The organism is Rhizobium sp. BK491 (assembly GCF_014194925.1).
GTDB lineage: Bacteria > Pseudomonadota > Alphaproteobacteria > Rhizobiales > Rhizobiaceae > Rhizobium.
The window spans coordinates 859874-877226 of sequence record NZ_JACIAR010000002.1; the positions used below are offsets into that span (position 1 = coordinate 859874).

Consider the following 17353-nt stretch of genomic DNA (forward strand, 5'->3'; position numbering starts at 1 on the left):
TAGATATTCTATAATGAGAAACCTAAACAACGTTCATCTGAATGGCTTGCGCGCCCTTGAGGCGGTCGGGCGGCTCGGTTCGCTGCAGGCGGCCGCCGACGAACTCGGTGTAACGGTCGGTGCGGTCAGCCAGCAGGTCATCAAGGCGGAGGCGCAGCTCGGTCGGTCGCTGTTCGAGCGAACTCCAAAAGGCATGATGGCCAGGGCATCGGGGCTGGCGATATTGACGAGGCTTAACGAGGGCTTCCAAGCGCTTACGGCCGCAGTCGCGCTTGCGCAGCACGAGGATGAGAATATCCTTACGATTTCGGTCGCGCCGGTCTTTGCGGCCCGCTGGCTCGTGTACCGGCTGGACCGCTTTGCCAGCCGTCACCCCGATATCCGTCTACGTATCGACGCCACCACGCGCCTGATCAATCCGGCGACATCGGATGTCGATATCGGCATCCGGGTCGGCAGCGGGCAATGGCCCGGCGTCAAGTCTGAGCTGCTTTTGGCGCAGGAAGTGTTCCCGGTCGTCACGCCGCAGATCGCTGCAGGGCTGCAGGAGCCCGCCGATCTTCTGAAAGTCCCCGCCGTCATCGATGGACATGCGATGTTCGGCTGGGAGGTCTGGCTGCGCAAGGCGGGACTATCGGGCCATTGCATGGAAGAGCGGCACATCTTCAACGACGCGTCGCTCTGTCTGGATGCGGCCATAGCAGGGCAGGGGGTGATGCTCGCCTGGCAGACGCTGGCTGGCTATGCTCTGCAGCAGAAATGCCTCGTCGATCCCTTCGGTATCCGCGTAAAGACGGGCTTCGGCCATTATTTCGTCACCGCCCCCGGCGTGCGGGAGCCGAAGAAGGTGACCGCCTTCAAGGCCTGGATTCGCGAGGAGATGGAAGAGAGCATGCGTCTCTTCCGATAGGGTCTATCAGACCGGCTCGTGACCGCGGGTCGCCTGCATGGCCTTGTAGGCATCGCGTGCCTGGCAGCGGTCGATCCAGGCCTTCATCTTCGGACGCGCATCGAACAATTCCTGTTCTGTCTGGGCATAGCGCATCACTTCCGCGAGGTTCAAGTCAGCGGCCGTGAAGCGATGGCCGACGAGATAATCCTGACTTTGCAGATGCTTTTCCAGCACGTCGAGCGGCTTCTTCAGCGAGCGGCAGGCAACGGCGATCCCGGCCTTGCCGGCCTCGCTGTTTTCCTGGGCATTGTCATAGATGCGAACGAGCGCGACGCTGTAGGGCTCCACTTCGGTTGCCGCCCACATGGTCCACATCGACATCTGCCCTTCTTCCTCCACCGTCTTGCCGGCCAGAGGACCGCCATACTTGCGCGCGAGGTAAAGATTGATGGCGAGCGATTCATGCAGGACGAGGTCGCCGTCCTTGATGCAGGGGATCATGCCCATCGGATTGACTGCCAGAAACTCTGGCGACATCGTGTTGATTGGCGCATCGGCAGCCAGCGGATTGGCAAGCCGGCTGGCCTGGATGACGGGCACGGATTTGAACTCGACGCCGAGCTCCCCAGCCATCCAATAGTTGCGCGAAGCGCGCGAGCGATAGACACCGTAGATCGTCAGCATATGCGTCTCCTAGATTCGAGTGAGCGCGACCTTAGGGGGTGAGTCGCATGCATAAAACCCCTTGCGGCTGATATCTGCGATGAAAGCTCGTGATGGATGCGCGTATGCGACGGGTCGAAGCACGAAAATATCTGTGAGCAGCCCAAATTCTTTACAAATCATGCGGCCGACGCCCCGCCTTCGTTCGGAAATTAGCGCGGGTGCATGTTAGAATTCCACAATGATTTTCGTTGGAAGCGGTAGGAGGTTTCCGGCGAGAAGAAAGCGCAATTGGTGACTGCGATCTCGGGAGGAGAGCAGATGCTTGCGACCAGTGTATCGCTAGACGACAAATATACCGCAGAGGAAGGCCGCGTCTTCATGACCGGCTTGCAGACGCTGGTGCGGCTGCCCATGACGCAGATGCGCCGCGACCGCGCTGCCGGCCTCAATACGGCGGCCTTCATTTCAGGTTATCGCGGCTCGCCGCTCGGCGGCTACGACCAGCAGCTCTTGAAAGCCAAGACTTACCTAGACGCATATGACGTCACCTTCCAGCCCGGGATCAACGAGGATCTTGCTGCGACGGCCGTATGGGGCTCGCAGCAGGTCGGCCTTTCCCCCGGCGCCCGCAAGGATGGCGTACTTGGCATCTGGTATGGCAAGGGCCCTGGTGTCGATCGCTCCGGCGACGTGCTGAAGCACGCAAACGCTGCGGGCACCTCCAAATATGGCGGCGTCCTCTGTATTGCTGGCGACGATCATTCCGCCAAATCCTCCACCATGCCGCACCAGACCGACCATGATTTCATGTCTGCAGTCATCCCGGTCATCTATCCCTCGTCCATCCACGAATTCCTCGAATACGGCCTCCTCGGCATCGCCATGTCGCGCTATTCCGGCTGCTGGGTCGGCATGAAGTTCATCGCCGACACCATCGAGACGACGGCGGCTGTCGATCTATCGGGCGAGAGGCGGCAATTCGTGCTGCCGACCGATTTCGAAATGCCGCCCGGCGGGTTGAATTTGCGCTGGCCCGATCCGCCGCTGGTGCAGGACGATCGTCTGCAGACCTACAAGGCCTATGCGGCCATCGCCTTTGCCCGTGCCAATCGCGTCGACGAAATCACGCACGATGTGCCGAACGCCCGCCTCGGCATCATCTCGTCCGGCAAGGCCTATGAGGATGTGCTGCAGGCACTGCGCGAGCTGGAGATCGGCCCACAGGAAATGGCAGCGATCGGCCTGCGTATCTTGAAAGTGCGCATGCCCTGGCCGCTGGAGCCCGAGGCTGTCAGGCATTTCTCCGAAGGGCTGGACGAGGTTCTCGTCGTCGAGGAGCGCCGCGAGATTATCGAGAACCAGATCAAGCAGCAGCTCTTCAACTGGCGGGCCGATGTCCGTCCGCGAATCGTCGGCAAGTTCGACGAACACGATAAGCCCTATCTCAGCCTCTCGGCGGCATTGACTGTCGGCGCCGTCGCCAGAGCGATTGCGGGGCGTATCGTCAAGCTCGATCTCGATCAGGGCCTGCATGACCGCATCGCCGCCAAGCTCGCCTATCTCGCCGAGCGCGGCCAGATCAGCCGCAGCCATGTGGCGCCGCTGAACCGCACTCCCTTCTTCTGCTCCGGCTGTCCGCACAATACGTCCACCCGCGTTCCCGAAGGAAGCCGCGCCATTGCCGGCATCGGCTGCCACTACATGGTCACCTGGATGGACCGCAACACAGAGACTTTCACCCAGATGGGCGGCGAAGGCGTGCCATGGACGGCGATCGCCCGGTATACCGACGAAAAGCATATGTTCGTCAATCTCGGTGACGGCACCTATTTCCACTCCGGCATTCTCGCCATCCGCCAGTCCGTCGCCTCCAAGGTCAACGTCACCTACAAGCTGCTCTACAACGATGCCGTCGCCATGACCGGCGGCCAGCCGATCGACGGCTACCTGACGCCGCAGCTGGTGACGAAGCAGCTGCATGATGAGGGCGTCAAGCCGATCTATTTGCTCTCGGACAATCCCGATGCCTATCACGCTTCCGACCTCGCGCCCGGCGTCAAGGTGTTGCATCGCGACCATATCGATCAGGTGATGCTGACGCTGCGCGAGACCGAAGGCTGTTCGGCGATCGTCTACGTTCAGACTTGCGCGGCGGAGAAGCGCCGTCGCCGCAGCCGCGGGCTGATGGAAGATCCGGCCAAGCGCGTCTTCATCAATCCGGCCGTCTGCGAGGGCTGCGGCGATTGCTCGGTGCAGTCCAACTGCATCTCGGTCGAGCCGCTGGAAACCGAATTCGGCCGCAAGCGCCAGATCAACCAGTCGAGCTGCAACAAGGATTTCTCCTGCGTCAAAGGCTTCTGCCCGTCCTTCGTGACCGTTCATGGCGGCAAGCGCCGCAAGCGAAAGGCGCTTGATCACGCCGATGTCGATGTGCCTATGCCCGAAATCCCCGTCATCGGCGATCGTCCGTGGAATATCGCGATTGCCGGCGTCGGCGGCACGGGCATCCTGACGATCGGCGCGATCCTCGGCATGGCCGCACATCTCGACGGCAAGGTGCCGATGATCCTCGACATGGCAGGCCTTGCCCAGAAGGGCGGCGCCGTCATGAGCCACCTGCGCATCGGCCACAATCAGGCCGATGTCACCTCCTCGCGTATCGTCAATGGCGGCGCGGATCTCCTGTTATCAGCGGACGAGGTGGTGGGTGCCTCCAAGGATGCGATCACGCTCTGCTCGCCGACGCGCACCACGGCCATCGTCAACACCGGGCTGATGCCGGTCGCCGATTTCGTTCGCAACCGCGATTTCGATTTCAAGACCGGTTCGATCCAGCACGCGATCGCAAAGACCGTCAGCGACAAGTCCATTTTCCTCGACTTCGGCCATGTCGCGACGGAGGTGACCGGCGATGCCATGTCGACCAATATCCTGCTGGCCGGCTTTGCCTGGCAGCGCGGCCTTTTGCCTCTCTCTTTGGAAGCCATCGAAGAGGCGATCGAGCTCAACGGTGTCGCCGTCAAGGCGAGCCTTTCCGCCTTCCGGTGGGGGCGGCTTCTGGCGCACGACCCGCAGGCCGTACATGCCATGATGGCTGAACCCCGGACGGGTAAGACGCTGACGGAGATGAGCCTCGATGAACTCATCAAACACCGCAAGGCGCATCTGACCGCCTATCAGAATGCGGCGCTTGCCGAACGCTATGCCGCCTTCGTGGCCCACGCCAATGCTCTGGCTGCAAGAGAGCGGCTTTCGGATAAGGTGCCTTTTGCCGTTGCCGTCACCTATGCACGCATTCTCGCCTACAAGGATGAATACGAAGTCGCTCGTCTTCTGACCGATCCCGCCTTCGAGGCGCATCTGCGCGAGGAGATGGAGGGGGATTTCAAGCTGGCCCTCAATCTCGCGCCGCCCATCCTTGGCGGTAAGGATCCGAACGGCCGGCCGAAGAAGCGCGAGTTCGGCGCGTGGATCCTGCCATTGCTCCGCGTCCTTGCGCCGATGAAGCGCCTGCGCGGCACGCCCTTCGACCCCTTCGGCTATATGGCGGAACGCCGGCTGGAGCGTCGCCTGATTGCTGATTATGAAGGGGTTGCCGAGCGGGTATTTGCCGGTCTGCGCCATGACAACGAGGCCGAGGCCCTTGCCATCCTCTCGCTATTTGATGAGATAAGAGGCTTCGGACCGGTCAAGGAGGAGGCCGCCCGCAAGATCATGGTGAGAATTGCTGACAAGCTGAAGGCCTATGAGGCGCCTGTGGAGACCCAGGGCAAACAGCCCATGCCTGCCGACGCCGCATGATGGCGATGGCCGAAACTTGAAGCGGGCATAAAGAGGTATAGGTTCGTAAGGATCGCGCGTTCGGGAATATCGGGAGGAGAAGCCGGATGTTTGCAGGGGGATTGAACTTCGCGCTGGGAGAGGACATCGACGCATTGCGCGAGCAGGTGCGCCGTTTTGCCAATAACCGCATCGCGCCGTTTGCCGATGAGATCGACCGCAACAACAGTTTCCCAATGCATCTCTGGAAGGAGATGGGCGACCTCGGCTTACTGGGGATCACCGTCGATGAAGCCTATGGCGGGGCGGGTCTCGGTTATCTCGCCCATACGGTGGCGATGGAGGAAATCAGCCGCGCGTCCGCCTCCGTCGGCCTGAGCTACGGTGCCCATTCCAATCTCTGCGTCAACCAAATCTACCGCAACGGCACGACCGCGCAAAAGGAGCGCTATCTGCCGAAGCTGATTTCGGGCGAGCATGTGGGGGCTCTCGCTATGTCGGAACCGAGCGCGGGCTCCGATGTCGTCTCCATGAAGCTGCAAGCGGAGAAACGCGGTCATCGCTATGTGCTGAACGGCAGCAAGATGTGGATCACCAACGGTCCCGATGCCGACGTTCTCGTCGTTTACGCCAAGACTTCGCCGGATGCCGGTCCGCGAGGGATCACAGCCTTCCTCGTCGAGAAAGGCTTCCCCGGCTTCTCCGTCGGCCAGAAGCTCGACAAGCTCGGCATGCGCGGCTCGAACACCTCGGAGCTGATCTTCCTCGATTGTGAGGTACCGGAGGAGAATGTTCTCGGTCAGGTGGATGGCGGCGTGCGCGTGTTGATGTCGGGTCTCGATTACGAGCGCGTCGTCCTCTCCGGCGGCCCCGTCGGCATCATGGCCGCCTGCATGGATGTGGTGCTGCCCTACATGCATGAGCGCAAGCAGTTCGGCCAATCGATCGGCGAGTTCCAGCTCATGCAGGGCAAGCTTGCCGACATGTATGTCACCATGAATGCCGCCCGTGCCTATGTCTATGCGGTGGCGGCCGCCTGCGATCGCGGCGAGACGACCCGCAAGGATGCAGCCGGCTGCATCCTCTATTCCGCCGAGAAGGCGACGGCGCTGGCGCTCGAATGCATCCAGGCGCTCGGCGGCAACGGCTATACCAATGACTATCCCGCCGGACGGCTGCTGCGCGACGCCAAGCTCTACGAGATCGGTGCCGGCACCTCCGAGATCCGGCGCATGCTGATCGGCCGCGAGCTGTTCGGCGAAACGGCCTGACTGCGAAATTCCATTCCCATCAACCGGTGAAGCGCATGACCGTCCTGAAATCAGAGATATCGACGCATTCGGATCGCTTCCGGGAAAATCGCGCAGCCATGTTGGAGGCGATCGGCATTGCCGAGGCTGCGGCGTCGCAGGCGGCAGAAGGCGGCGGCGTGCAGGCGCGTGAGCGCCATGTCAGCCGCGGCAAGATGCTGCCGCGCGATCGCGTTGCCGGCTTGATCGATCCCGCCACGCCGTTTCTGGAAATCGGCATGACTGCCGCGCACGGTCTCTATAGCGGCGACGCGCCGGGCGCCGGTCTCATCGCTGGTATCGGCCGCGTTTCCGGCCGCGATTGCATGATCGTCTGCAACGATGCCACGGTCAAAGGCGGCACTTACTATCCGATCACGGTGAAGAAGCATCTCCGCGCGCAGGAGATCGCCGCCGAAAACAATCTCCCTTGCATCTACCTCGTCGATTCCGGCGGCGCCAACCTGCCGAACCAGGACGAGGTGTTTCCGGACCGCGATCACTTCGGCCGCATCTTCTACAATCAGGCCAATATGTCGGCCGCCGGCATCCCGCAGATCGCCGTCGTCATGGGCTCCTGCACGGCAGGCGGCGCCTATGTGCCGGCCATGTCGGATGAAACCATCATCGTCGAGAAGCAGGGGACGATCTTTCTCGCCGGTCCGCCGCTCGTCAAGGCGGCGACGGGGGAGGTGGTCTCGGCCGAGGATCTCGGCGGCGGCGATGTTCACACGCGCCTCTCCGGTGTTGCCGATCATCTGGCACGCGACGATGCCCATGCACTTGCGCGCGCCCGCCAGGCGGTCGCCAATCTCAATCGCCGCAAACCCGAGAGCGTCGAGCGTCGTACGCCCGAGGCACCGCTCTACGATCCTGAAGAAATTCTCGGCATCGTCCCCTCGGATCTGCGCACGCCCTATGACGTGCGCGAGGTTATCGCCCGCATGGTGGACGGCTCCCGCCTCGATGAATTCAAGGCGCGCTACGGCGCGACGCTGGTCTGCGGCTTTGCTCATATCCATGGCATCCCAGTCGGCATCATCGCCAACAACGGGGTCCTCTTCTCGGAGTCGGCGCTGAAGGGCGCGCATTTCGTCGAGCTTTGCTCCCAGCGCAAGATCCCGCTGGTCTTCCTGCAGAACATCACCGGCTTCATGGTCGGCCGCAAATACGAGACGGAGGGCATCGCCAAGAACGGCGCCAAGCTGGTGACGGCTGTCGCCACGACCAAGGTCCCGAAGATCACCATGCTGATCGGCGGCTCCTTCGGCGCCGGCAATTACGGCATGGCCGGCCGCGCCTACTCGCCGCGTTTCCTCTGGACCTGGCCCAACAGCCGCATATCGGTCATGGGCGGGGAGCAGGCGGCGGGTGTGCTTGCCACCGTGCGCGGCGAGGCGCTGGCGCGTGCCGGCAAGCCTTGGGCGCCGGAAGAAGAGGCCGCCTTCAAGGCGCCGACGCTCAAGATGTTCGAAACCCAGAGCCACCCGCTCTACGCCTCGGCCCGCCTTTGGGACGATGGCATCATCGATCCGCGACAGAGCCGCGAAGTGCTGGCTCTGTCGCTTTCAGCAGCACTCAACGCACCGATCGAAGACACACGCTTCGGTCTGTTCAGGATGTGAGGATACGGAGATGAAACGCGATGCCATCAATGCCAAGAATGCGCCGCAGCCCCGCGGCGGTTATGCCCAAGCTGTAAAGCTGGAGAATTTCGAGCGACTACTTTTTATCAGCGGACAGATACCGACCGATGTCGATGACGCCTTGCCGGAGGGATTTAAGGCGCAGGCTCGCCAGGTCTGGCACAACATCGACGCCCAGTTGAAGGCGGCCGGCATGACGAAGGACGATATCGTCAAGGTCACCACCTTTCTCGCCGATCGACATCATACGATTGAGAACCGCGAGATTCGCAGCGAATATCTCGGCTCGCTCGCGCCGGCCATGACTGTAGTGATCGCCGGTATCTTCGATACGGCCTGGCTGCTCGAAGTCGAAGTCATTGCCGCGCAATAGGGTCTGCCGATGTTTTCGAAGATACTGATCGCCAATCGCGGCGAAATCGCCTGCCGCGTCATCCGCACAGCGAGACGTCTCGGCATCCGCACGGTCGCCGTCTATTCCGACGTCGATCGGGATGCGCTGCACGTGGCGCTAGCCGACGAGGCTGTCCATATCGGCCCCGCGGCGGCGATCGAAAGTTATCTTTCGAAAGAGAAGATCATTGCGGCAGCTCAACGCACTCAAGCGGAGGCCATTCATCCAGGCTACGGCTTTCTCTCGGAAAATGCCGATTTCGCAGAGGCGGTCGAGGCTGCCGGTCTGGTCTTCATCGGCCCATCGCCGAGCTCGATCCGGGCCATGGGCCTCAAGGATGCGGCCAAAGCGCTGATGGAGCGGGCGGGCGTGCCTGTCGTGCCCGGCTATCACGGCAATGGGCAGGAGGCCGGCTTCCTTGCCGATCAGGCGGCCGCAATCGGCTTTCCCGTTCTCATCAAGGCGCGGGCAGGCGGCGGCGGCAAGGGCATGCGCCGCGTCGACCGTCCCGAGGATTTCGAGGCTTCGCTGGAGGCGGCGAAGCGCGAGGCGAAATCCGCTTTCGGCGACGATGCGGTGCTCATCGAAAAATATCTCGTTAGACCGCGCCACATCGAGATCCAGGTCTTCGGCGACAGTCATGGCAATGCCGTGCATCTTTTCGAGCGCGATTGCTCGCTGCAGCGCCGGCACCAGAAGGTGATCGAGGAGGCACCTGCCCCCGGTATGACAGAGCAGATGCGCACCGCCATGGGCGAAGCGGCTGTTCGCGCCGCCCGCGCCATCGATTATCGCGGCGCCGGCACGGTTGAATTCATCGTCGATGTCTCCGACGGGCTGTCGCCGGATCGCTTCTTCTTCATGGAAATGAACACACGCCTGCAGGTCGAGCATCCCGTCACCGAAGCGATCGCCGGCGTCGATCTGGTGGAATGGCAATTGCGCGTCGCGAGCGGCGAGCCGCTGCCGAAGGCTCAGGATGAGCTCACCATAAACGGCTGGGCCTTCGAAGCGCGTATCTATGCGGAGGATCCGGCGCGCGGCTTTCTGCCGGCAACCGGCACGCTCTCTCGCTTACGCTTTCCCGAAGGTGATGTCCGCATCGATGCGGGCGTGCGCGAGGGCGATACCATCACCCCGCATTACGATCCGCTGATCGCCAAGCTAACCGTGCATGCGCCGGATCGGGCGGCGGCGCTGGCGAAGCTCACGCGCGGTCTTGAGCAGACACAGGTTGCCGGAACCACGACCAACCTCGATTTCCTCATTCGCCTCAGCCGTCAATCGGATTTCGCCGCCGGCCATCCGGACACTGGATTGATCGACCGTGACGTGGAGGCGCTGACTTCCGCGCGGCAGCCCGACGATGCGGCTCTTGCCATTGCCGCCATTGTCGAGGCGGGTGGGTTCGCGCAAGCCGCTGGCAATGACCCGTGGCTGTCGCTCGGCCCTTGGCAGCTCTGGGGCGAGGCGAGCCGGCCCGTCACGGTGCATTTTGCCGGCGGTCATCAGACTTGCCGCGTGACTGCAAGGGGTCGGTCGCTGTTCGGCGTCGCCTTTGATGATCGCACCATTTCCCTCCGCATGCTCGCGGGTGAGGGTCGTTCTCGTCACGTTGAGATCGACGGCCGTCAATCTCAACTGGATGTCTTCGAGATATCGTCAGGTGTGACTTTGTTCCTTGATGGGCAGACGCATCATTTCCATCGCCTCGATCTTCTCGACGGTGGAGAAGAGGCGGCCAGTGGCGGTGACCGCGTCATCGCGCCGATGCCGGGTCTCGTCAAGATCGTCCGCGTGCGCGAAGGCGACTCGGTGACCAAAGGCCAGGCCCTGATCGTCATGGAGGCCATGAAGATGGAGCTGACTCTGACGGCCGCCCGCGACGGCATCGTCGAAAGTCTGCATGTCGGCGAGGGCGATCAGACCAGCGAAAGCGCCGTGCTTCTGTCGCTTCGACCGGAGGATGCGCCATGATCAACAAGCCTTCCAATCATGTCACCATCGTCGAGATGGCGCCGCGCGACGGTCTGCAGAATGAAAAGCAGCTGGTCGATACCGCGCGGAAGATCGAGCTGGTAAACCGGCTTTCCGATTGCGGTTTTGAGCGCATCGAAGTGACGAGCTTCGTCAGTCCGAAATGGGTGCCGCAACTGGCCGATGCCGCCGATGTCATGGCCGGCATAGAGCGGCATTCCGGCATCCGCTATGCAGCGCTGGCGCCCAACATGCAGGGCTTCGAAGCCGCCCTCGCCGCCGGCGCCGATGAGGTCGCGATCTTTGCGTCCGCTTCCGAAACCTTCTCCATGCGCAACATCAACTGCTCGATCGCCGAGAGCATTGAGCGCTTCCGGCCGGTTGCCGCTGCCAGCCGGGATCGCGGTGTCCCGTTGCGCGGCTATGTCAGCTGCGTCGTCGAATGCCCCTATGAGGGTGCCATACCGCCGCAGAATGTCGTCAGCGTTGCCTGGCAGCTTCGTGCCCTTGGCTGCTATGAAATCAGCCTTGGCGACACGATCGGCAAAGGTACGCCTGGGGCTGTCGACCGGATGCTTGCCGCAGTGCTGGGCGAACTGCCCGCCATGGTTCTGGCAGGGCATTTTCACGATACGTCCGGGCGCGCACTGGAGAATATCGCCGTCGCTCTGGAGCGCGGCCTGCGCGTCTTCGATGCTTCGACCGGCGGCCTCGGTGGTTGCCCCTTTGCCCCCGGTGCCAAGGGCAATGTCGATACCGTGGCGGTCTGCGACTATCTGGAGACGCAGGGATACGAAACCGGTCTTGATAAAGACAAGCTTGCGGCGGCCGCCGCCTTCGCCCGCAGCCTCGGGAGTGCCGCATGATATCGCAAACGATCCGCATCACCACCGACGAGCGCGGTGTCGCCTATCTGACGCTGACGCGCGCCGAAAAGCACAATGCCCTGTCGGCCGAGATGATCGATGATCTCACGGCTGCAACGAATGAGCTTGCGCATGACAATGCGGTGCGTGTCGTCGTGCTCACCGGCGAGGGGGGCAGCTTCTGCGCCGGCGGCGATCTCGGCTGGATGCGCACCCAGTTCGACGCCACGCGGGACGGACGCATGGTGGAAGCGCGGCGGCTGGCCATGTTGTTCAAGGCGTTGAACGAGCTCCCCAAGCCGCTGATCGCCCGCGTTCACGGCAATGCCTTCGGCGGCGGCATCGGCATCCTCAGCGTCTGCGACATGGTGATCGCGGCATCGACAGCCCGCTTTGGTCTGACGGAAGTACGCCTCGGCATCATTCCCGCCACCATCAGCCCCTATGTCGTCGCCCGGATCGGCGAGACGAATGCCCGCCCGCTCTTCCTCTCCGGCAAGATCATCGATGCCTGGCAGGCACATGCAACAGGTCTTCTGTCACGAGTCGTGGCGGAGGAGGCGTTGGACGAGGCCGTGGAGGCGGAGGTCCGCCATTTTCTAGCGGCGTCACCGCAGGCTGCCGCTCGTGCCAAGGCCCTGACGCGCTCCGTCGGCAGGCCGGTTACCGATAGCATGATCGATCACGTCGTCGAGCAACTGGCGGATGCCTGGGAGACCGACGAGGCGAAGGAAGGCATTAATGCCTTCTTCGAAAAACGGCAGCCGAACTGGCGAACGGGTTAAACGAGCTTGTTGTTTTCGATGGTCAATTGTGGGAACTGCGCGCTTCCCTTGGTGAGGTCGTCCGATGCAGGCTTGTCCCAGCGAAAGCCCATGATCGCAGCTTGTTGCATCTCCTGGAAGAGATTGCCCGCAATCACCGCCGAGCCGGCACCATCCGCGACCGAGACGACGCAGCCGATGCCGGCATGTCTGACGATATTACCTGTCGCGACGACATTGCGGAGATATTGCCCCCAGCCGAGCCGCATGCCCCAGAGCGGCGCATTCTCAATGACGTTGTCGGCAACAAGCGTATCGGCCTCGGCCGATATACCGATGCCAAAGCCGCCATCCTGCGCATAGGGTGCCGTCAGCGAAAGATTGCGGATGACATTGCCCGTTACCGAGGCGAGCCTTCCGCCCTTGTCGAAATTGGTGACCGAGATGCCGTTCGTTGCGCCATCGACAAGGTTGTTGTTGATCGTGGCGCCGAGGAATTCGAATTCGCAGTAGATGGCCGTTTCGCCCGAACGCAGGCATTGATTGTTCGAGATCTGCACATTCGATGCCGAATTGGCGCGGATGGCGGTGAAGGCGCAGTCGGCGATCTGATTGCCAGAAACCGTGACGCCGTCGGCGCGGAAGACGTTGATGCCATTACCGTTCTGGCCGGTGCCGCCGCCATTGGCGCGAATGCGGGCAATGCGGTTGTTGATGACACTGCTCCCATCCTCGGCCTTGTCCCAACGATGGATGAGGATGCCGCCATTGCCGCAATCCTCGACGCGATTGCCTGCCACGGTCAATCCGGTTGACTGGACGGAGTAGATGCCAGCGTCCGCCGCGCCGGAGATGCGGTTGCGCTCGATCCGGCCGCCGCAACGTTCGAGCTGCAGGGCATGCTTGCGGCTGCCGGTAACTTCGCAATTGTCGATCAGCACCTCATCGACGCCGGTAAATTGCAGAAGGCCGCCGGCATAATCGGCAAGCCAGCGATTGCCGCCATCGAGCACGAGGCCGGAAAGCTCGATACGCCTGGCTTTATCCGCATTCATCAGATGGCCGTCGCCGCTATAGATGAGCCGCGAGGCGCCGGGAACGCCAGTGATGCGGGTATTGTCCGGCAGCGTCAGGTTGGAGATATTGTATGTGCCCGGCGGCAGGAAGAGCGGCATGTTGGCCCGTGCCGCATTGTCGATCATCGCTTGCAGCTTGCCGCTCTTGAAATCGCCGGCGCCCGGCGTCGTTTTCAGCGCAATGGCATCGATTGGTCCGCGTAGCTCGGCACCGGCCATCTTGGCGAGCGGCGCGGCGAAAACACGCGGCGCAAGCAGGCCGGTCGCTGCCGAGGCGGCGAGGGAAGCGACGAAGGTGCGGCGTTGGATCATTGCGAGCTCCTGGAACGGCTCTTACGAAGCAGAAATCGTGCCAACCCTGCCTGTGCCGTTTTGATACAGATGGCGCTCTTCAAACGCTTTCGGTCGGCCAAGAGCCTCGACCTCTTTCTATTTCATTTACCAGTCCTGTACAGGCGATGACCTGCACTTAATCCATTTGAGCTAGGGGCGACTCGCCGTGCATGTTACCCCTCCAGCATGCGGATCGCGGCCTTTCAACGTCTGGCACTTTTCGACGCCGTCGAGCAGGCGGCCGAGGTTTTGGCACGCGATCTCGCCTGGGCGGTAGCTGAAGGCATTGATCTCGCCCTCTTTCCAGAATGCTATCTGCAGGGGCACAGCTACAACGAAGCCATCGCCAGACGCCGCGCGCTTTCGTTGAACGATCCCGGTTTGAATGCGCTTGTCGCACGGTTCGCAGGGGGGAAAACGACAGCCGTCGTCGGTTTTTTCGAGCGGAGGGACGATGGGGTCTACAACAGTGCTCTAGTCGTCAAATCTGGTCGAATCATCGGGGTCTATGCCAAGGCACATCCGCTAGAGAAGGGTTGCATGCCCGGAACGGATTTTCCGATCTGGGAGGAGGGGAATTGGCGCTTCGGCATCAATATCTGCGCCGATCTCCGATATCCCTACACCGCGCGCCGCGTGGCCAAAAAGGGGGCAGGCCTCATCTGCAATCCCGTCAATCTCATGCTTCGGCCCCATAAAGCCGAGATGTGGCACAAGCCGGGGATCTCGGGGCTGCAGATCTGCGCCAGGCATACGAGCTGCTGGGTCATGGCGTCGGATGTCGTGGGCAGCAATGACGACGGCTGGGTGAGCTACGGCAGCACCGCTATCGTCGATCCGAACGGCGTCGTCGTCGCCAAGGCCAAGCCCTATTGCGAGGATGTTCTCGTCTTCGATCTGCCGTATCGGCAACCGATACCCGGATTCGATCAAAAAGCTGCCGCCATCGCTACCTAATCGTGCAAATCGCGCTATCCTCTTTACTCATGAGACCCGATCAACTGCTTTATCCGGCGCCCGAGGGCTTGTTCTGCCCGATCGGCGGCTTCCATATCGACCCCGTGCAACCGGTCGAGCGGGCTCTTGTTACGCATGGTCATTCGGATCATGCCCGCTCCGGCCATGCCCATGTGCTCGCCACGCGCCAGACGCTCGATATCATGCGCATCCGCTACGGCGATGATTTTGCCGGCTCGGAGCAGGCGGTTGCCTTCGGCGAGGAAGTGACGATCAATGGCGTCAAGGTGCAGTTCTATCCGGCCGGCCATGTGCTCGGCTCGGCGCAGATCGCCGTGGAGAAGGATGGGCTGCGCATCGTGGTCTCAGGCGATTACAAACGCCGGCCGGACCCGACCTGTGAAGCCTATGTCCCGGTCCCCTGCGACGTCTTCATCACCGAGGCGACCTTCGGGCTGCCGGTTTTCCATCACCCGGATCCGATGGCTGAGACGCGCAAGCTCCTGGGTTCGCTTCGCCAGTTTCCGGAACGGACGCATCTGATCGGCGCCTATGCGCTCGGCAAGGCGCAGCGCGTCATCCGCCTGCTGCGCGATGCCGGCTATGACAAGCCGATCTATATTCACGGCGCATTGGAAACACTCTGCGATTATTATGTGAGCCAGGGCATCGCGCTCGGCGAACTCAAGCCGGCCACCATCGAAAGCCGCGATCAGTCGATCTTCCACGGCGCCGTCGTCGTCGGCCCGCCTTCTGCGTTTCAGGATCGTTGGGCGCGGCGCTTTCACGATCCTCTGCCGGCTTTCGCTTCCGGCTGGATGATAGTGCGCCAGCGTGCCAAGCAGCTTGGCGTCGAGCTGCCGCTGGTCATATCGGATCATTGCGACTGGCCCGAACTGACCGAGACGATCTCCGATCTGAAGCCGAGCGAGGTCTGGGTCACCCACGGCCGCGAAGAGGCCCTGGTGCGCTGGTGCGAGCTGCAGGGTATCGCCGCCAAGCCGCTGCATCTCATCGGCTATGAAGACGAGGGCGATTGATGAAAGCCTTTGCCGACCTTCTCGACCGCCTGGTGCTGACGCCGAGCCGCAACGGCAAGCTGAAGCTGCTGACCGATTATTTTCGCGATACGCCCGATCCCGACCGTGGCTATGGTCTGGCCGCCATTGCCGGTACCCTCGAGGTGCGCAACGTCAAGCCCGCCATGCTGCGCGAGCTTGTTCTCGAGCGTATGGACGAGGTGCTCTTCCGCTACTCCTACGATTATGTCGGTGATCTCGCTGAGACGATCTCGCTGGTATGGGACAAGGAGAGTGACATCGAGCGCCCTGCCGGCGAGCAGCCGAAGCTTGGCGAAGTCGTCCGCAACATGAATGCGCTTGGGCGGACGGAGGTGCGCAGCTTCGTCCGCGATCTGCTTGATCGGCTGGATACTTCGGGCCGTTTCGCATTCTTAAAGCTCGCGACGGGTGCGATGCGCATCGGCGTCTCGGCTCGGCTTGCCAAGCAGGCGCTGGCTGAGATGAGTGGTAAGGATGTAACGGAAATCGAGACGTTGTGGCATGGCCTGCAACCGCCCTATGAAAGCCTGTTCCACTGGCTTGAGGGCAAGGGCGAGAAGCCGATTTTGGCGACGCCGGCGATCTTCCATTCCGTCATGCTTGCCAACCCTGTCGAACCGGGCGATCTTGAGGGTCTCGACCCCGGTGATTTCGCCGCCGAATGGAAATGGGATGGCATCCGCGTCCAGCTTTCACGCTCGGGCGCCACGAGCAAGCTCTATTCTCGCTCCGGCGACGATATTTCAGGCGCCTTCCCGGATATCGTCGATATCATGAACTTCGAAGGCGTGATGGATGGCGAGCTGCTGGTCGGCGGCACGGTGCGTTCCAACAACCCGACGCGCAGCTTTTCCGATCTGCAGCAGCGCCTCAACCGCAAGACCGTGACTTCGAAGATGCTGGACGAGTTTCCGGCCTTCATCCGTGCCTATGATCTCCTCTTTGACGGCGCGGAGGACGTGCGCGCCCGTGGCTTCCTGGATCGGCGCGAGCGACTGACGGAGATTATCGAAGCAGCACCGCACGACCGTTTCGATCTGTCGCCGCTCGTCGATTTCTCCTCCTGGGAGGAGCTCGACCGGTTGCGCTCCTCGCCGCCCGATCCGGTGATCGAAGGTGTGATGATCAAGCGCAGGGACAGCGCCTATCTCGCGGGCCGCGCCAAAGGCCCATGGTTCAAGTGGAAGCGCGATCCCTACAATGTCGATGCCGTGCTGATGTATGCACAACGGGGCCATGGCAAGCGCTCCAGCTACTATTCCGATTTCACCTTCGGCGTCTGGGCGATGACGCCCGAGGGCGAGCAGCTGGTTCCGGTCGGCAAGGCCTATTTCGGCTTTACCGATGCCGAGCTGGAAGTGCTCGACAAGTTCGTGCGCAACAACACGGTCGATCGTTTCGGCCCGGTGCGTGCCGTGCGTGCCGATCGCGATTTCGGTTTCGTCCTCGAGGTCGCCTTCGAAGGCATCAATCGTTCCACCCGCCATAAATCCGGCGTTGCCATGCGCTTTCCCCGCATTGCAAGGCTACGGCCCGACAAGCCGCCCTACGAGGCCGACAGGCTGGAAACTTTGATCGCGATGATTGACGCCAAGGCTCCGGTTGTCGATGAATAGGCGAGGGCGATTCCTCACCACAAAGTGAGTTGGCCT

Annotated in this window: 13 protein-coding genes; 11 read left to right on the plus strand and 2 right to left on the minus strand. The window is 62.0% G+C overall.

Going from position 1 to position 17353, the window contains the following annotated elements; all coding sequences use genetic code 11:
- Positions 1-13 precede the first annotated feature (13 nt).
- Positions 14-910: a LysR substrate-binding domain-containing protein gene (locus FHX05_RS12090; protein WP_183710770.1), complete on the plus strand. Its 897-nt coding sequence runs from the start codon at positions 14-16 to the stop codon at positions 908-910.
- Between the two features lie 6 nt (positions 911-916).
- Here the strand turns inward: FHX05_RS12090 and FHX05_RS12095 are convergent, their stop codons facing one another.
- Entirely contained in the window at positions 917-1576 is a 660-nt protein-coding gene (locus FHX05_RS12095; RefSeq protein WP_183871883.1) for a glutathione S-transferase family protein, read from the minus strand.
- Between the two features lie 273 nt (positions 1577-1849).
- Between FHX05_RS12095 and FHX05_RS12100 the strand changes: the two genes are divergently transcribed.
- The 7 genes from FHX05_RS12100 to FHX05_RS12130 all read left to right on the plus strand — a co-directional run bounded on the left by FHX05_RS12100 (position 1850) and on the right by FHX05_RS12130 (position 12295).
- Positions 1850-5359, plus strand: coding sequence for an indolepyruvate ferredoxin oxidoreductase family protein (locus tag FHX05_RS12100; protein WP_348648316.1), 3510 nt, complete (start codon positions 1850-1852; stop codon positions 5357-5359).
- 86 nt (positions 5360-5445) lie between these two features.
- On the plus strand, positions 5446-6609 hold the full coding sequence (locus tag FHX05_RS12105) for an isovaleryl-CoA dehydrogenase (protein WP_112398244.1): 1164 nt from the start codon (positions 5446-5448) through the stop codon (positions 6607-6609).
- 35 nt (positions 6610-6644) lie between these two features.
- Complete coding sequence (locus tag FHX05_RS12110) at positions 6645-8252, plus strand: carboxyl transferase domain-containing protein (protein WP_183871887.1); 1608 nt, start codon at positions 6645-6647, stop codon at positions 8250-8252.
- 10 nt (positions 8253-8262) lie between these two features.
- A complete protein-coding gene (locus FHX05_RS12115) occupies positions 8263-8646 on the plus strand; it encodes a RidA family protein (protein WP_112335569.1) in 384 nt (127 codons plus the stop codon).
- 9 nt (positions 8647-8655) lie between these two features.
- The gene (locus tag FHX05_RS12120; protein ID WP_183871889.1) at positions 8656-10644 is read left to right on the plus strand and encodes an acetyl/propionyl/methylcrotonyl-CoA carboxylase subunit alpha; all 1989 of its coding nucleotides are present in this window, start codon (positions 8656-8658) and stop codon (positions 10642-10644) included.
- Positions 10641-11510 (plus strand): hydroxymethylglutaryl-CoA lyase, encoded by an 870-nt coding sequence (locus FHX05_RS12125; RefSeq protein ID WP_183871891.1) that lies wholly within the window; start codon positions 10641-10643, stop codon positions 11508-11510. Before FHX05_RS12120 ends, FHX05_RS12125 begins: the two co-directional genes overlap by 4 nt.
- Positions 11507-12295, plus strand: coding sequence for a crotonase/enoyl-CoA hydratase family protein (locus FHX05_RS12130; RefSeq protein ID WP_183871893.1), 789 nt, complete (start codon positions 11507-11509; stop codon positions 12293-12295). Before FHX05_RS12125 ends, FHX05_RS12130 begins: the two co-directional genes overlap by 4 nt.
- Here the strand turns inward: FHX05_RS12130 and FHX05_RS12135 are convergent.
- A complete protein-coding gene (locus tag FHX05_RS12135; RefSeq protein WP_183871895.1) occupies positions 12292-13662 on the minus strand; it encodes a TIGR03808 family TAT-translocated repetitive protein in 1371 nt (456 codons plus the stop codon). The genes FHX05_RS12130 and FHX05_RS12135 overlap by 4 nt on opposite strands.
- 207 nt (positions 13663-13869) lie before the next feature.
- Here FHX05_RS12135 and FHX05_RS12140 point away from each other — a divergent pair, with 207 nt between their 5' ends.
- The 3 genes from FHX05_RS12140 to FHX05_RS12150 are packed head-to-tail and all read left to right on the plus strand — an operon-like array spanning position 13870 to position 17317.
- Positions 13870-14640: a carbon-nitrogen hydrolase family protein gene (locus FHX05_RS12140; protein ID WP_183871897.1), complete on the plus strand. Its 771-nt coding sequence runs from the start codon at positions 13870-13872 to the stop codon at positions 14638-14640.
- Positions 14641-14669: 29 nt separating this feature from the next.
- Entirely contained in the window at positions 14670-15680 is a 1011-nt protein-coding gene (locus FHX05_RS12145; RefSeq protein ID WP_183871899.1) for a ligase-associated DNA damage response exonuclease, read from the plus strand.
- Entirely contained in the window at positions 15680-17317 is a 1638-nt protein-coding gene (locus FHX05_RS12150) for a cisplatin damage response ATP-dependent DNA ligase (protein WP_112398237.1), read from the plus strand. The genes FHX05_RS12145 and FHX05_RS12150 overlap by 1 nt, the downstream gene beginning before the upstream one ends.
- Positions 17318-17353: the final 36 nt, after the last annotated feature.